14 protein-coding genes are annotated in these 14,841 nt (G+C 67.7%); 5 read left to right on the top strand and 9 right to left on the bottom strand.

What is annotated here, in order from left to right; genetic code table 11:
• Entirely contained in the window at window positions 1-996 is a 996-nt protein-coding gene (locus DEI88_RS14700; protein ID WP_258374996.1) for an LCP family protein, read from the bottom strand.
• Window positions 989-1,612: an arsenate reductase/protein-tyrosine-phosphatase family protein gene (locus DEI88_RS14705; protein ID WP_111071843.1), complete on the bottom strand. Its 624-nt coding sequence runs from the start codon at window positions 1,610-1,612 to the stop codon at window positions 989-991. The genes DEI88_RS14700 and DEI88_RS14705 overlap by 8 nt, the downstream gene beginning before the upstream one ends.
• 260 nt (window positions 1,613-1,872) lie before the next feature.
• Between DEI88_RS14705 and DEI88_RS14710 the strand changes: the two genes are divergently transcribed.
• The gene (locus tag DEI88_RS14710) at window positions 1,873-2,319 is read left to right on the top strand and encodes a PqqD family protein (protein WP_111013034.1); all 447 of its coding nucleotides are present in this window, start codon (window positions 1,873-1,875) and stop codon (window positions 2,317-2,319) included.
• Here DEI88_RS14710 and DEI88_RS14715 read toward each other — a convergent pair.
• From DEI88_RS14715 to DEI88_RS14725, 3 genes are read right to left on the bottom strand one after another with little or no spacing between them, the layout of a single operon-like run.
• Window positions 2,273-2,866, bottom strand: coding sequence for a DUF3618 domain-containing protein (locus DEI88_RS14715; RefSeq protein ID WP_111010681.1), 594 nt, complete (start codon window positions 2,864-2,866; stop codon window positions 2,273-2,275). The genes DEI88_RS14710 and DEI88_RS14715 overlap by 47 nt on opposite strands.
• Window positions 2,863-3,357, bottom strand: coding sequence for a phage holin family protein (locus DEI88_RS14720; protein ID WP_111010680.1), 495 nt, complete (start codon window positions 3,355-3,357; stop codon window positions 2,863-2,865). The genes DEI88_RS14715 and DEI88_RS14720 overlap by 4 nt, the downstream gene beginning before the upstream one ends.
• On the bottom strand, window positions 3,354-4,205 hold the full coding sequence (locus DEI88_RS14725; RefSeq protein WP_111071844.1) for a hypothetical protein: 852 nt from the start codon (window positions 4,203-4,205) through the stop codon (window positions 3,354-3,356). The genes DEI88_RS14720 and DEI88_RS14725 overlap by 4 nt, the downstream gene beginning before the upstream one ends.
• A 373-nt stretch (window positions 4,206-4,578) precedes the next feature.
• On the opposite strand from DEI88_RS14725, the gene DEI88_RS14730 reads away from it, so the two are divergent.
• The 3 genes from DEI88_RS14730 to DEI88_RS14740 are packed head-to-tail and all read left to right on the top strand — an operon-like array spanning window position 4,579 to window position 6,569.
• Window positions 4,579-5,460 carry a manganese catalase gene (locus DEI88_RS14730; protein WP_111010678.1) on the top strand — a complete coding sequence of 294 codons (882 nt, stop codon included), beginning with the start codon at window positions 4,579-4,581 and terminating at the stop codon, window positions 5,458-5,460.
• A gap of 59 nt (window positions 5,461-5,519) precedes the next feature.
• The gene (locus tag DEI88_RS14735) at window positions 5,520-6,404 is read left to right on the top strand and encodes a glycosyltransferase family 2 protein (protein WP_258375023.1); all 885 of its coding nucleotides are present in this window, start codon (window positions 5,520-5,522) and stop codon (window positions 6,402-6,404) included.
• A gap of 42 nt (window positions 6,405-6,446) precedes the next feature.
• Window positions 6,447-6,569 carry a hypothetical protein gene (locus DEI88_RS14740; RefSeq protein WP_258368635.1) on the top strand — a complete coding sequence of 41 codons (123 nt, stop codon included), beginning with the start codon at window positions 6,447-6,449 and terminating at the stop codon, window positions 6,567-6,569.
• A gap of 1,403 nt (window positions 6,570-7,972) precedes the next feature.
• Here DEI88_RS14740 and DEI88_RS14745 read toward each other — a convergent pair.
• Window positions 7,973-8,173 carry a hypothetical protein gene (locus DEI88_RS14745; RefSeq protein ID WP_111036171.1) on the bottom strand — a complete coding sequence of 67 codons (201 nt, stop codon included), beginning with the start codon at window positions 8,171-8,173 and terminating at the stop codon, window positions 7,973-7,975.
• Window positions 8,174-8,197: 24 nt separating this feature from the next.
• Between DEI88_RS14745 and DEI88_RS14750 the strand changes: the two genes are divergently transcribed.
• Complete coding sequence (locus tag DEI88_RS14750) at window positions 8,198-8,413, top strand: hypothetical protein (RefSeq protein ID WP_111071846.1); 216 nt, start codon at window positions 8,198-8,200, stop codon at window positions 8,411-8,413.
• A 121-nt stretch (window positions 8,414-8,534) separates the two neighbouring features.
• Here the strand turns inward: DEI88_RS14750 and DEI88_RS14755 are convergent, their stop codons facing one another.
• From DEI88_RS14755 to DEI88_RS14765, 3 genes are all read right to left on the bottom strand, one after another.
• Complete coding sequence (locus DEI88_RS14755) at window positions 8,535-8,783, bottom strand: hypothetical protein (protein WP_111010675.1); 249 nt, start codon at window positions 8,781-8,783, stop codon at window positions 8,535-8,537.
• Window positions 8,784-8,966: 183 nt separating this feature from the next.
• On the bottom strand, window positions 8,967-9,143 hold the full coding sequence (locus tag DEI88_RS14760) for a hypothetical protein (protein ID WP_181441208.1): 177 nt from the start codon (window positions 9,141-9,143) through the stop codon (window positions 8,967-8,969).
• Window positions 9,144-10,394: 1,251 nt separating this feature from the next.
• The gene (locus tag DEI88_RS14765; protein ID WP_146246057.1) at window positions 10,395-14,831 is read right to left on the bottom strand and encodes an RHS repeat-associated core domain-containing protein; all 4,437 of its coding nucleotides are present in this window, start codon (window positions 14,829-14,831) and stop codon (window positions 10,395-10,397) included.
• Window positions 14,832-14,841 lie beyond the last annotated feature (10 nt).

Raw genomic sequence — 14,841 nt, forward strand, 5'->3', positions numbered from 1 at the left:
TCACCGCTCCTCGGTGTGGTGGTGGTCGACCCAGTCGCCGAGGGTGTCGTGCCGCAGGGCGCTGCCGATCTCGGCGACCGCGGTCCGGTCCTGCAGCACGATCGACTGACCGTCCGCGCTCGTCCCGCTGCCGAGCGTCGGCAGCGTGAAGAAGGCCACGTCGTCCGGTCGGACCGATCGGAGTCGCCAGCCGATGCGCACCGCGCGGGTGAACGTGAGGCCGGGGTCCACCGTCACGGACCGTCCCGTCGCACCCAGGAACGCCCGCACCCGGCCGAGGTCGTGCAGGCCGTCCCGGTCGGCCAGGCGGTCGAGGACACCGCGGAGGAATGACTGTTGGTTGCGCACGCGCTGGTGGTCCGCGTCGGGGAACGCGTACCGTTCGCGCACGAAGGCGAGCGCGCGCTGCCCGGCCACGTGGTTGACGCCGGCCGTGAACCGGTAGCCCGGCATGTTCCGGCTCGTGAAGGCCTTGGGCGACACGACGTCGACACCACCGAGCGTCGACGACATGGCCGCGAACCCGGCGAAGTCGACGACCGCGACGTGGTCGATGCGGACGTCGAGGAGCGCCTCCACGGTGCGGATCGTCAGCGGGACCCCGCCGAGGGAGAACGCGGCGTTCACCTTGCCCTCGCCGTGCCCGGGGATCGGCACCCAGAGGTCGCGCATGATCGACATGACCTGGACGTCGTCGCCGTCGGCCGGGAGGTGGACGAGCATGAGCGTGTCCGAGCGCTGCCCGGTCGGACCGCCGCCCGCGATGTCGCCGAGGCGTCCGCGGGTGTCCGAGCCGATGAGCAGCACGTTCTCGGAGGCCCGGGACGCCGCCGGACGCTCCCCTCTCGGGAACGGGTCGGTGTCGAGGGTCCGGACGTCGGACCGGTACCCGGTCTGCACCAGCAGCACGACCGCGGCCGCCGCGATGAGCGGCAGCACGACGAGGATCACGACCGCGAACGACACCCGTCGTAGGACCTGCCGCCGCTCAGCCACGGGTCGCCGCCAGCGCGTCCGCGATCACCGTGACGGCGTCACCGAGTTGTGCCTCGAGCGCCCCGAGACGCGCCGGGTCCGGACCGACCGGGTCGATGAGATCGCGATCGCCGCCCTCCGCCGTCACCGCGGCCCGCAAGGAGCCCGCTCGCTGGAGGAGCCCCGCCGGGTCGAGCCCCCGTGCGCGGTGGTGACGCGCGATCGCCGCGAACTCGAGCACGGTGAACGTCCGGTTGAGCAGCGCCGGCACGCGCTCGAGCACGGCGACGGAGTGGGCCTCCTCGGCCGTGAGCACGAGTGTCGCACCCCGGAGCCGGGTCGCCTGGAGCGGTGACGCCCGATGGCCGGACGCGTCCAGCCCCCGGTCGCGCAACATCCGGCGGACACCCGGCACCATCGCGCCGCGCTCGAGCACCCGCACCCCGCAGCTCGAGACCGCGAAGCGCCCAGGGGCCCGGGCGTCGAGCTCGGCCTGCAGCAGACGCTCGACGAGTGGGGAGCGCGCGAGGTTCGCCGCGCACACCACGACGACACGCGTCCGCCCGTCGCTCGGCTCGGGCGGCGCGGCACGCTCCCACGGCGACGGCCGTGTGCGTGTGGACGGCGGTGTGGTCATCGCGACGATCCCCTCCTCGATCGGGTCGGTCGCGGTGACCGTATGGTCACGACGCGGCTCGATCAGGGGCGTGCGCGATGGGCGTCCGGCAGGCCCGGCACCGGGTCACCCGTCAGTTCACGTCCCGTGGCGCGGGTGCCGTCGTCCGCTCACCGGAGCGGCCGTGATGAGGGCCCGGCGCGCGGACTCACCCCCCGGAGCGCGCCCACGGCTGACCGGGAGGTCGGCGCTAGCATGCGCAGCCGAGGAGGGAGGTCCGCATGGACGACGACGAACGGACGGCAGGGCCGCCCCGTCGCTGGGTCCGCCGACGGGCGCGGGTCGCGGCGGTCGGCGACGCCGAGCGGGTGGTGGTCACCGATCCCGCACGGTGCGACCTGCACGTGCTCGCCGGCAGCGCTGCGGTCGTCTGGTCCGAGCTGGACGAGGGCACGACCGTCGAGGACGTGGCCACCCGGGTGGCGCGGTGGTACCCGGACGTCGACCCGGAGACGGTGGCGGGGCAGGTGGCGGCGTTCCTCGGGGAACTCGCCGCCGCGGGGCTCGTCGAGGTCGAGCCCGTCCCGGACACACGAACGGACCGGCCCGGGGCCGTGGTCGAGACCATCCGGTCTGACCACGGCACCCGGGCCGGTCCGTGGGGGTGGAGCGTCGGGACTACTACGCGTTCTGCACGTCGTCCTTGGCGCTCTGGGCGCTGTCCTTGACGTCCGAGGCCGAGGACTGCGCCTCGTCCTTGACCGTCGACGCGGCGTCCTGCGCCGTGCCCTTGAGGTCCTGCACGTGCTCCTGCGCGGTGTCCTTGAGGTCGGAGGCGATGTCCTGCCCCACGCCCTTGGCCTTGTCCACGAGCGGTGCGGCCTGGTCCTTCAGCTGGCCGGCGAGGTCCTCTTCCTTCGAGGAGGCCGGGATGAGGGACGAGGCGAGCCAGCCCGCACCGAAGGCGATGAGGCCGACGGCGAGCGGGTTGCCCTTGGCCTTGCCGACGGCCGAACGGGCAGCGCCCTTGGCGGAGTCGGAGGCGCCCGAGACGGAGCCCGAGGCGCTGCTCGTGCCGGACTGGACCTTGCTCTTGGCGGCGTCGACCGTGCCCATCACGCTGTCGCGGACGGAGCCGATGCGCTCGCGCACCTTCTCGGTCTGGCGGTGGGCGATCGACGACGGGCTCACCTTGTCGGCGAGTGCATCGACGTCCGACCCGAGGTTGCCACGGGTGCGCTCGATCTCGGCGCGGATCTCGTCTGGGGTGCTCATGCGTTCCTCCCGTTGGTGTGCGGCTTGAGGGTGTCGGGGATCTCCTTGGCGGTCTCGACCGTCTGCGGGGCGCCCTGGATCTCCTTCATCGACTTGCGGCCCTGCATCGCGAGGATCGCGGCGATGATGCCGTAGATCACCGCGATGATGAGCGCCGACCAGGCGTTGTTCACGAGGAACCCGAGGGCCCACCACGCGGCGATGGAGATGAAGAGGAGGGCGAAGAGCGCGGTCAGACCGGCTCCACCGAACATCCCAGCGCCCTTGCCGGCCTTCTTCGCCGACTCGGTCAGCTCGGCCTTGGCGAGCGCGACCTCCTGGCGGAACAGGTTCGACAGGTCCTTCGAGACGTCCGTCAGCAGCTCACCGAGCGGCGTCGTGGCGGCGCGCTCCTCGGCGGCTTCGTTCGGTCGCGATGCAGCGGTGGCGCCGGCGGTGTAGCCCGCGCCGGGCACGCCGCCCGGGACGCCACCCGGGGTGGTCTGGCTCATGCCACGCCTCCGGTGCCGTACCCGGCACCCGTGCCGCGGTCGTACTCGGTCTCGACCGGGTCCGTCGTGCCGTACGCAGCGCCGGTCGTGCCGTAGTCCGTGTCGGTGGCGGTCGAGTAGGTGCTCGTCGACGTGGCGTCGTACGAGGACGAGTCGCCGCCGGTGGCGCCACCGAAGGCCTCGGCTTCCTTCTCGTGCTTGATCTCCGTCGTCAGCGCCTTGGTGAGGCGACCGGCGAGGATGCCCGCTCCGGCGGCGATGGCGATGAAGGTGCCCGGACGACGGGCCGCGAAGGAGCGGACCTCGTCGATCAGCGAGCCCGGGTCACGGCCTTCGAGGTAGCCCGCGACGCTGCCGGCGCGGTTCGAGAGGTCGCGGACGACCTTGCCCGCGATGCCGTCGTCGGCGTTCTCGGCCATCGACGACAGCTGGTCGCTGATCGTGCGGAGTCCGCCGGCGGCGCGCTGCTGCTGCTGGCCCGCCTGGTCCTTGAGGCTCGACGTCGCCTGGCCGAGGAGTTCCTTGGCGTGGTCCGTGGCCTCCGAGGCGACTCGGGACGCCTGCTCCTTGGCGACGCCCGCGACCTGCGCGGCCGACTGCTTGGCGTCACCGGCGACGTTCTGGGCTGCGCCCTTGGCGGCGTCGGCCTTGCCGGAGCCGCCGGAGTCGCTCGCGCTGTCCGTTCCGTAGGACGGGACGTGGACGCCGGAGTAGGTGGTGTCCGTCGTGTCGTCGACGACGAGCTCGTCGTCGATGAGGTCGTCGTCGGCGAGCGACCCGGTCGGCACGGCCCGGTCATAGATCGGGGTGTCGTTCGGGATGTCGTTCTCCGGTGGGTATGTGCTCATGACGTTCCTTCCCTGTTCGCGGGTCCGGGAGGACAGGCGTCATCCCGGTCTGGCGTGTCACCCACCGTGCGCGTTCTCGCCTGGGAGCGTTCGGACTCTCAGGGGTGGGACAGGGATCTTGTCCCCCGTTCTGGGCCCATCCCGCCGCCACGAGGCGGCCGGATGACGCACCATTCGTCCCCCGGACGCCCAGGTGGGCCTCGCTGACTCCCGGAGATCCGGACGGGAGGGCCGGGGCGGGGGCGTACCGCACCTCCCGTCCGAGGGGGACAACCTGCATGGGTGGCGAGGGAACGCGGCCTACCGTCCAGTCCACGCGTCGTGAGCGCCGGGACCCGCCCGGCACCGACGCGAGCTGAAGGAGAGACACAGGATGTACTTCCACAAGCAGGAATTGCAGTTCAAGTCCACGCCGAGCAAGCCCGACGCCGTCTACGCACGGAAGCTGCAGGAGGTCCTCGGTGGCCAGTACGGCGAGATCTCGGTCGCGCTGCAGTACCAGTTCCAGGCCTGGAACATGCACATCCCCGGCAAGTACCGGGACCTCGTCTTCGGGATCGGCGCCGAGGAGCTCGGTCACGTCGAGATGCTCGCGACGATGATCGCCCAGCTGCTCGAGAAGGCCCCGCTCGGCATCACCAAGGAGGCCGTGCAGGACGACCCGACCGTCGCCGCCGTCATCGGAGGCATGGACGTCCAGCACGCGATCGTCGCCGGTGCCGGCGCGCGCCCCGTCGACAGCAACGGGAACCCGTGGCAGGGCTCGTACATCACGGCGAGTGGCAACCTCCTCGCCGACTTCACGGCGAACGAGAACGCGGAGATGCAGGGGCGCATCCAGGCCGCTCGGCTCTACCACATGACGGACGACCACGGGATCCGCGACCTGCTGTCGTTCCTCATCGCGCGCGACACCATGCACCAGAACATGTGGGCGACCGCCGCCGCCGAACTCCGCGAAGAGGGCTACGAGGACTTCCCGGTCCCGAGCAACTTCGCGCAGAAGAAGGAGGACCAGGAGGTCAACTACCAGTACCTCAACTTCTCCGACGGCGCCGCCGCGGCCGAGGGACGCTGGGCGAGCGGCCCCTCGTTCGACGGCAAGGGCGAGTACACGTACCACGACGGGCCCACCACCTCGGTGCCGATGCCCCCGCCCACGCTGGTCGACGCCCGCTACTACGGCACCACCCCGACCCCGAACAAGGTCGAGCAGAAGGCCGCCCTGTCGCAGGACCGGCGAAACAAGGAGTGACGCGCTCCGGCGGCCGACGCCGCCGCCGTGACGGGGACCACCGTCGACCTCACGTGTCGATGGTGGTCCCCGTCCTCGATGACGCCTCCGTGCTCCGACGGTGCCTCGCGTCCGTCGCGGTGCAGACCGTGCCCGTCGACGAGGTCATCGTCGTCGACAACGGCAGCACCGACGACAGCGTCGCCGTCGCCCTCGCGGCCGGTGCCACCGTGCTCCATGAGCCGGTTCGGGGGATCGCGGCGGCCGCGTCACGCGGGTACGACGCGGCCTCCGGCGACGTGATCGCCCGCGTCGACGCGGACTCGGTGCTGCCGTCCGACTGGGTCGACCGTGCGCTCCGGGCCTTCGAGGACCCGCGCGTGGTCGCGGTGACCGGACCAGGGCGGTTCCGGGACCTCGGCCCGATCCCGCGCGCGTTCTGGCAGCTCGCGTACATGCGGGCGTACTTCGTGCTCATGTGGCTCGCGCTCGCACGACCGCCGGTCTTCGGCTCGAACACCGCGTTCACGCGCGCGGCCTGGACCCGCGTGTCCGCACGCGTGGACCGTCGTGACCCGGCGCTCCACGACGACGTCGACCTGAGCCTCCACCTCGATCCGGCATGGCGCGTCGTCGTCGATCCGGGGCTGCGCGCCGAGATCTCGAGCGACCCGCTGCGGGACCGCCGCGGGCTGGCGGTCCGCACGCGCAAGGCGCTCCATACGCTCGGGTCACACGGCCGCGCCGGACTCCCCTGGTACCGGTGGTTCCGGCGCGGGTTCACGATGCTCCGCGCACCCGCGGTCCCGAGCCGCGCGGTCGGGTGGCCGGGCTCGCCAGTCGCCGCTGGTCAGACCCCCTCGGTTCCTGGCCTCCCTGAGCACGAGCCGAGACTGCGGGGCACCGACACCACTCCGGGCCATGATCGGGATGGTGACGCGGCCCCCACGGCCGCGTCGCAGTGACCCTCGACGGGCACACGTCCCGTCACACGGAAGGAGGCCGACATGGCCCGCACGACATCGGAAGCCAGCGGCGAGGACGAGGCGGACGCCACCACGCACGGTGGCATGGACGCGCCCTCGCAGGCCGAGGGTGAGGACCTGGACGAGGACTCGCCCACGATCTGACCGAGCAGCACGAGGCCCCGGGTCCGAACGGATCCGGGGCCTCGTACGTGTCGGTCCGAGTTGAACCCGCAACCGAACGGGGACTGCTGCAGCTTGAGACTCTGGCCTAACGTCGTCGCCTCAGTTGCGCCGGCCCGAATACGAGGAGGAACGTCAGCCCCGCTCCCACCGCGACCGTCGCCGTAAGAAACCCAACCCATGAACCCCACCCAGTGGATACAGAGGTAACGGTGAAAACTGCGAGGATCACGAGAACTGGCGTGAGGATTGCGCACACGATTGAGTTATAGCGCTTACTTCCGTTAGCAGGCACTGGCCACCGATCCGATCCCATCTGCCACTCCGTATGCTGACGCTCCAAATCCAATGACGCCGGCTACTCCCAGCGCCGGCGACCATCCGAGGGACGGGATCTCAGCGGCAACCGATCCAACAATACCGACACCGGAGGCGATGAGCCCGAGGCTCGAGAACGCGGGACCGGTGACGGCATGGCCGCACTGCGAAACACGACCGGTGGGAGCCGAGCCGTTGATGGGATCGCAGCCGACAAACGCGTATCGGTTGGCGTTGCCGGGGTCGAGGGGTGCGTCGAAGGTGTCTTTTTGCTTCCACCCGCCCGCGACGGGGAGGTACCAGCGTTGACGGTGGCATGGACGCGCCCTCGCAGGCCGAGGGTGAGGACCTGGACGAGGACTCGCCCACGATCTGACCGAGCGCAGTACGAGGCCCCGGACGGATCCGGGGCCTCGGCCGTCCCTCATCCACGGGGCGACGCTGAGGCCGATGCCCGCTCCGCCCGGCATCACATCGCGCCCGTCCGCGGCGCGTGATCCGCGGAGGCGGTTCCACCGACCCAGATGAACGAGCGCAACACCGTCACATCAGGTAATCCCGCCACCTCCGCAGAGAAGATGCTTACGGCGGATCTTGCTACGCAACCGCCAAGTGCAGCACCTACCGCAGTCGCGCTCGCAACGACCAGAGCGTGCTGCAAGCTGTATCTTCCAGTCAGGTCCATAGCATTGATGGGGTCATCACCCGCAAAAGGATATGGCGGCGCGCCGCTCCAGCGACGCATCGCTCCAAAAAAGCGTCATTTTCGTCTCTTGAGTTTTCGATCTCGCAGCAGGAAGAAGATTCCGAGAGCGAGGCATAGGACTGCCCCGACCCAAAAGTACGGCCCGTATGATAAAGGTCGTGGCGTCGCTACTGGAACTAACGCTAGCAGGACGAAACTAATGATCCCGTAGATGCCGGCAATACGGTTCAAGTTCTACTCCTACTTGAATGCCCGGATGAACTCCGGGAGGATTCTTCCGGCAGGTCCAAGCAAACCGGTCACCGTTCCTGTTTCTGCTCCATCGGCAGCGTCCCTGGCCAACTGACCGCCGCGATCACCGTCAATAGCTCCAGTTGTCAGCCCCTCGACTGTTCCTCCTGCGTCCACCCGCCCGCGATGGAAGGTACCAGCGGAGACCGAACTTCACGAGCCCGTCACCGGTGATCCGGATCCCGAACCTGTAGCCGAAGAGCAGGTACTCGAACCACGGCGACGTGCCACCGCTGACGACGGTCCGGTTCCCGTACGGGTCGAACGACACGTGTAGGCGCGTTGGCCGTCGGCGGTGAGGATCCCGACCGGATTCCCGATCCCGTCCACCAGGTACAACCCCACCTGCAGGTCCGGGCTGATCGCGTCGAGGACCTGCCCCGCGGTCGGATCGTCGAAGAAGAACGACGTCTGCGCGCTGCTGGTCTGGGACTGCAGCTGCCCGCTCATGCCGTACACGTACGTGTACGAGTCCGCACCCGGCGTGGTCTGGCTGGGCAGCTCGTTCTGATCCGCGCCGACGTGAATGTACGGCGAAGTGCTCGAAGCGACGCGGGTGAGAGAGCACCTGTGACGGCGCTCGCGATCATCCATAGCGGTCCCCACCGGCACGTTGACGGAACGATCGCCGATCACTCTTCCTCGTCATCGACCGGTGGTCGCCATTGATGACGCGCCTTTGTGAAATTCGCAATCAAGAACAGCGCCACTGACAAGGCCAACGCGACGCAGCATACAACACACTCGTCGGCCGCTTCAGTGCTTTTCACCCCGGTATGATTCTGCATATCTCGGATGGACGAGAACAAGAAGATCGTCGACATGCTGGCGATGAGCAAGGGGGCTATGTAACGGAAGGAGACTTCGACGAATTTGTTCATTGCCACAGTCCTGTCACTCACAGGGCGCTCGAGGGAGACCGGCAGTCAGTCGTACTGAGAACAGTACTGTGTGACGACGTAGGAGTATCCGAAGGGCAGGTACTCGGACCACGGGGACGTGCCACCGCTGACCACGGTCCGTTTGCCCTAGGGCGTCTACTCCACCCGACGGTCTGGATCATCTCAGCGCGGAACTGGCATGAACAGGACGATGATGCCCGGCAGCGATCCGAACGCATAGCAGGTGAACATCCCCGCCTGAAGGGGAATCGCCAGAGGAGCGATCATCCAACCGAGGCCCACGGCCGCCACAACAACAAGCGCGATGAGAAGGAACTCGAGAGACTGTCGTCGGTTCACCCGGATCCTGGTGGACGCTGGACGCACGGGCCTCCGTGTACCAATCGGCAACCGGGCACCTGTCGGGACACGCGCCACGCCTCTTTGCGAGGAGGGGCGGGCCCCGCGAGCCAGCCCTCGATGGTCTGCGGAGGCGCTGCTCGGTGCCGCTTCGATCAGGATCGCCTCTCGACAGGGGTCACGACGAGCAACCTACTCATGCGTCCGTCATTCCTCGAGTTCTCTGATGGCAGTCCTGCGCTGTTGCTTGGACGATCCGTCCGATGGCGTGCCGAAGAACGTGAGGAGCCAGGATCGCCGCGGGACGCCTTTTGCATCTACCCAATCGATGAAGGGAAGCGCCTGCACGTCGACAACAGCTTCACGGGGGATAGTCCGGACTCCGGTGAATCCCACTGATCGAGCGTATCGCGAGAACAACCGTACTCGAGCGAACAGGAAAGCGCTGCCACCCCAGCCGCCGAGGATGAGCATCACAAGGGCGAGCACCACGAGTTGACGGTTCGCCACGACTGTGAACACGCCTATCGCGGCCACAAGGAATGAACAAACGCTCATTCCGTACCTCGACACTGGGTTGGGACGGAAGACAAGTGTCGGGCGCTCTGCGGACTTCAGGACTTGTTCTTCCTGCGCCAGATATTGATGGACGAACCTATGGCGGCCGCCACTGGTAACGCTATGAGAACCCACCACTGATGGTCCAGCCCCGCTGCGAACACAAGCGCTCTCCTAGAAACTCAACGAACCCGCACCAACCTCAACCCCAGCGCAGCCGAGGTCTACAAGCCTCTCAGCGGCCGGCGTAAGGGTTGAGTCGCGGTACCGCCAATCCAGCAGCCAGGATCATGACATCGGCGACGAAGACGATTACGGGATTCCTCACAACGCCACCATCACCCTTAGGGATCTTGACGTAAATACCAGACAGCGCTAGCGACCATGATGCAAAATCCCGAGACAGCAAAGAGGTCTCTCCACAATTGGTCCGCGTGTGCCTATTCCCTGATTTTGGAGTTTCAGCTTGAGCACTAGCAGCCTTCGGCTTGCGATTGGCAGCTGAGCTATGGAAATCAGCTGCGCCTCGAACTACGAATCCAAATTTCAGAGGCGATAAGCAGAACGGCCGCTAGTCCAAATCCAATGGACCCCACCGTTTGCCTAGTTATCAGCGATAAAACTGCAGCACCAATGAACGCAACCACCGCTACATACAGCGCTACGTGAAGGGTTGTACGCATCGGGCTCCTTTCAGCCACACTTCTGAAGCCAAGTGTTGTACGACACTTCCCAACCGCCTACGCCCGCAACCTCTGCAGAGGTTATACCTATTGCTGCTGGCGCCGTTACTCCCCCGACAATTGCAGCCGCGTCCGCCACGGCGACGCCCGCGAGCCCGATGGCACCGAATCCTAGGCCCAGCAGACTTGCCGTGCAGCCACTCATGGGGATGCCGGCTGCTCCGGTCGGGTCTGTCCCATTGATGGGGTCGTCGCCGGCGTATGCGTACCGGTTGGCGTTGCTCGGGTCGAGGGGCTGGTCGAGGGTGTCTTCCTGGGTCCAGGTGCCGTAGTAGTCGTCGTACCAGCGGGCGCCGAACTTCGTCAGGCCAGTGGTGTCGTCGGTGATGCCACCCTTGAACGTATACGGGTTCTCGTACACCTCTGGCGCACCCGCCTCGCTGCTGGTGAGGTTGTACAGCCCGTACGGGTCGTACGAGTACGCCGCGGGAGTGATGCTGTTGGGGTCGGACGCGATCACGGCGGTGGGGTTCCCGAGCCCGTCGTAGAGGTACAGGCTGTTCGATCCACGGGAACTGGTCAGCAGCAGCGGCTGACCCGTGACGGGGTCGGAGAACACGTGGCCGGAGCCGTAATCCTTGGCGTACTGGGTGATCTCCGGCTGGCCCTGCGGATCGGTCCTGCCGTAGGTGATGCTGGCCGTGTCACCGCCGGCGGTGGCCTCCGACAGGAGCTCGTTCTGGTCGGACCCGCCGTAGGTGTACGTGGTCGTGGTGGCGCGGAAGTCGCTCTGCGTCATCTGCTCGGCCGCGTTGTACGTGTACGTACCCGAGTCGGTGGCGGTGCGGTTCCCCGCGCCGTCGTACGTCCACCCGGTGTTCGTCGTCTCGTTCGCGGCGTTGAAGGTCTGGTGCTGGGAGTCGGTGTTGTCACCGCTGTGCACATCGGAGAGCCGGTTGCCGCGGCTGTCGTAGGTGTAGGTGTTCGTCAGGTTGCCGTTGCTGCCACCGGACTCGGTCGCGGAGAGCAGTCGACCCGCGGTGTCGTACTTGTACTTGGTCAGCTGACCGGGGTCGGTGAGGTCCTTCGTCCACTGCAGCTTCGCGTTGTCCGTACCGGTCGCGGTGGAGCAGGAGCTGGTGTCGGTAGCGGAGTTGTAGCAGTACTGGGTGTCCTCGATGAGGTTGTTGTCGCTGTTCCCGGTGCCCGTGTAGACCTTGATCTCGCTGACGCGACCAGAGGTGTCGTAGACCTGCTGCTGGTGCACCCCCCAGGTGCTGTTGTCCGCGTTGGCGTTCAGCCAGGTGTCGGTGCGGCGTCCCTCCGGGTCGGTCTTGTAGTTGATCGCCTGCGTGCCGCCGTTGGCGGGGTAGGTCGTCTTGGTGAGCACGCCGGACGCGTCGAACGTGTTCGCGTAGGTGCCGAACGAGTCGCTCGAGGTGAGTTCGTTGCCGGCCTTGTCGTAGCTGTAGTTCTCGGCTCCGCCGCCGGCGGTGTTCACCGTCCGCAGCATGTGGTTCAGCTGGTCCCAGGTGTTGGTCTGGGTGCCGGACTGCGCAGTGACGGTGAGGAGGTTGCCGTTCCCGTCGTAGCGGTTGGTCACGGTCGGGGTGCTGTCCGAGTAGGCGGTGCTCAGGAGCCGGTCGTCGTTGTCGTACGTGTACGTCTGGGTGCGGGCGGTGCCGTTGCTGCCGGTGGCACCGTCGCTTGCGGTCGCGAGGCGACCGTACGCGTCGTAGGTGTACGTCTTCGTGCCGAGGCCGACGCCCGTGACGGGGGTGATGGTGGTGAGCTGGTTGTCGGTCGTCCCGTCCGGCTTGGTGTACCCGTACTTCGTGGTGTTCGAGCCGTTCCCGGGTGCGAGGGCGGTCGCGACCGTGCCGTTGCTGTTGTAGGTCAGCGTGGCGGTCGCCGCATCGCTGCCGCTACCGGAGCTGCTGGTCTTGATGTTGCCCTGGCCGTCGTACGTGAGGTTCTGCGTGTTCCCCGCGCCGTCCGTGACCGTGTCCGGGAGGTAGGCGGTCGCGCCGGTGTTGTGGTAGGTCGCGGAGCTCGACGAGCCGCCGGGCGACTGCGCCTGCGTCAGCGACTGCCCGCTGTTGGCGTTGTACTGGTAGTTACTGGTGCCCGCGCCTGAGCCGGTGCCGACCGTGGAGCTCGTCGGCGCCATGTTCGCGGAGCTGTACTGCGCGGAGCGGCTGCGGCCCGCCGCGTCAACCGCGGTCGTGACGAGGTGGTTGGTGCTGTCCACGGTGTAGGTCGTGTGCGGCACCGCGGACACCGCTTGCGTCGCGTCCGTGTCCGGACCGGCGACCAGCGTCTGCGAGCTCGACGGGTACGTCAGCCGCGTCGTCGACGTACCGGGCGAACCGGCCGAGGTGTTCTGCTGGTCGACCTCGGTGACGCGGTCGGAGCTGTCGTACGTGATCGTCGTCACCGCCCCGGTCGGCGCCGTGATCGAGGTCAGGTCCTGACCGGTGTAGCCGAAGCTGGTGACGGCGCCGTCGGCGTCGGTGTAGCTGGTGATGTTCCCGTTGCCGTCCTTGCTGTAGTGCAAGGAGCGGGTGGCGGAACCGTTGGTCTGAGTGAACGTCGTGGTGCCGTTGCTGTAGGACACGGCGGCGGTACGTGCGAGGCTCGGCCCGGCGCTGGTGACGACACCGGTGAGCGTCGCACCGTTGTAGGTCATCTTCACGGTGTTGCCGTTGCTGTCAACGACGCTCGTGGGCTGCCCGTTGAGGTTGAAGTGGTCCACCTGCGCCGACGTCCAGAACGTCAGCTTGTACTCGGTGGAAGTCTTCACCAAAGTGGCCTGCAGGCCCGCCACGGAGGTGTAGGTACCGTCGCTGTTGGCCGTGAACTGCCATGTGGAGCCGTCGGCGCCGGTGTAGATGACGCCGGTGCTGCCGGCCGAGAGCGACCCGGCGCCGTCGAGTGCGTACTCCCACCGGTTCGCGTCGATGCTGACACTGCTCGCGCTCTGCCAGCCGCGGGAGTTGTACGCCGCCCCGATGCTGGTCGGCGCCTTCACACCGGGCAGGATCAATGACTTGTTCGCGATGAGGAGGTTGCCGGTGCCGACGTCGACCTGGGCGCTCGTCTGGTCGTCGATCGGGAAGCTCAGATTCGTCGCCGAAGGCCGCTTACCCGTCAAGCCCGTCTTGCTCGGCCCGGTCGGCAAGGCGTTGTACCAGCCCTGCAGCTCGAGCACGTAATCCGTGCTGTCCGAGCTGTAGTTGCCGAGATCGATCTTGCCGTTCGACCCGACCGCCACGATCACGGTGTTCGTCCGGATGGAATTACCGGCGAAGCTGATCGACGTGGTGGCCGGCTTCGCAGCGCCGTCTGCGTACACAGTCGCGTTCCCACCGCTGTTCGCGGCATGCAACGCCGTCAGCGTCAACGCGACCGCGGTGACGCCCGAACCGACCGCCGGAACACCCGCCTGCCCCGACACCGGGATGGCGCGCGTCTCCTGCCCCGCCAGTGCGGTGTTCGGGCTGATCCGCGTGTCGTAGACCGTGCCTGCGGCGGGCGTGAACACGCTCCCACCGCCGTTCGTCGCGGTGAAGTACCCCTGCACGTCCACCGCGAGATCGATCGCGTTCACATCATCCGCGACGATCAACTTGCCATCACTGCTCAACGCCACCTGCGCCGTCAGCGACGTCGGCACACCCGCCGCGTACTGCAACGACCGCTGCGGCTTGCTCGTCCCCGCCGGATACGGCGTGATGTACCCGCCGTTCGCCGCCGGGATCACGATGAAGTTCGCAACGACCGCCGACGCACCCGCCGGCACACCACCGTTGCCCGTCACCTGGAACGTCACCGAACTGCCCGCCGCGATCTGCGCCTTCGACACCCCCGTGCCGTTCCGAGAATCCACGATCCGCGTGCCCGGCACCGAAACGAACCCGCCCGCCGCCGTCCCGTCATCGTTCGCCGTGTAGTAGCCCTGCACGTCGATCACGAGATCCGTCACCACGTCCGATGCGACCTGAATCGTCCCGTCGTCACCGACCGCGATCGTCGCCGTGTTCGACGTCGTCCCCAACCCACCGCCATCGAAGACGAGCATCAGCGCCGACGCCGTCGAACCATCCGGCCGGCCACGCACCTCACCCTGCTGGGTCATGTTCACCGCCGTGACGTTCACCACGACCGCACCCACCCCAGACGTCGGCACACCCGCCTTGCCACCCACCTGGATCGACCGGTACCCACCCGCCGGCATCGCCGTCGAGTACCCACCCGTCCCGCTCCGCGTGTCCAAGATCCGGCCCGACGCCGCCACGAACCGACCACCAGTCCCCGTGTCCGTCGCATCCGCGTGTGCCGGAGCCGGGGGCGTCACCGCCACCAACAGCGCCGCGATCAACGCGATGAGCACCGCCAGCGCTGCGCCGATCCGACCCCGAACAGACAACGACTCGAACGCACGCATGGATGCCCCC

The sequence above is a fragment of the Curtobacterium sp. MCBD17_003 genome (assembly GCF_003234885.2).
Classification (GTDB): Bacteria; Actinomycetota; Actinomycetes; order Actinomycetales; family Microbacteriaceae; genus Curtobacterium.

What these genes read in the sequence shown, in the direction of transcription:
- DEI88_RS14705 (WP_111071843.1), bottom strand. Translation starts at nt 1,612, where the DNA reads ATGACCACACCGCCGTCCACACGCACACGGCCGTCGCCGTGGGAGCGT.
- DEI88_RS14710 (WP_111013034.1), top strand. Translation starts at nt 1,873, where the DNA reads ATGGACGACGACGAACGGACGGCAGGGCCGCCCCGTCGCTGGGTCCGC.
- DEI88_RS14715 (WP_111010681.1), bottom strand. Translation starts at nt 2,866, where the DNA reads ATGAGCACCCCAGACGAGATCCGCGCCGAGATCGAGCGCACCCGTGGC.
- DEI88_RS14720 (WP_111010680.1), bottom strand. Translation starts at nt 3,357, where the DNA reads ATGAGCCAGACCACCCCGGGTGGCGTCCCGGGCGGCGTGCCCGGCGCG.
- DEI88_RS14725 (WP_111071844.1), bottom strand. Translation starts at nt 4,205, where the DNA reads ATGAGCACATACCCACCGGAGAACGACATCCCGAACGACACCCCGATC.
- DEI88_RS14730 (WP_111010678.1), top strand. Translation starts at nt 4,579, where the DNA reads ATGTACTTCCACAAGCAGGAATTGCAGTTCAAGTCCACGCCGAGCAAG.
- DEI88_RS14735 (WP_258375023.1), top strand. Translation starts at nt 5,520, where the DNA reads ATGGTGGTCCCCGTCCTCGATGACGCCTCCGTGCTCCGACGGTGCCTC.
- DEI88_RS14740 (WP_258368635.1), top strand. Translation starts at nt 6,447, where the DNA reads ATGGCCCGCACGACATCGGAAGCCAGCGGCGAGGACGAGGCGGACGCC.
- DEI88_RS14755 (WP_111010675.1), bottom strand. Translation starts at nt 8,783, where the DNA reads ATGAACAAATTCGTCGAAGTCTCCTTCCGTTACATAGCCCCCTTGCTC.
- DEI88_RS14765 (WP_146246057.1), bottom strand. Translation starts at nt 14,831, where the DNA reads ATGCGTGCGTTCGAGTCGTTGTCTGTTCGGGGTCGGATCGGCGCAGCG.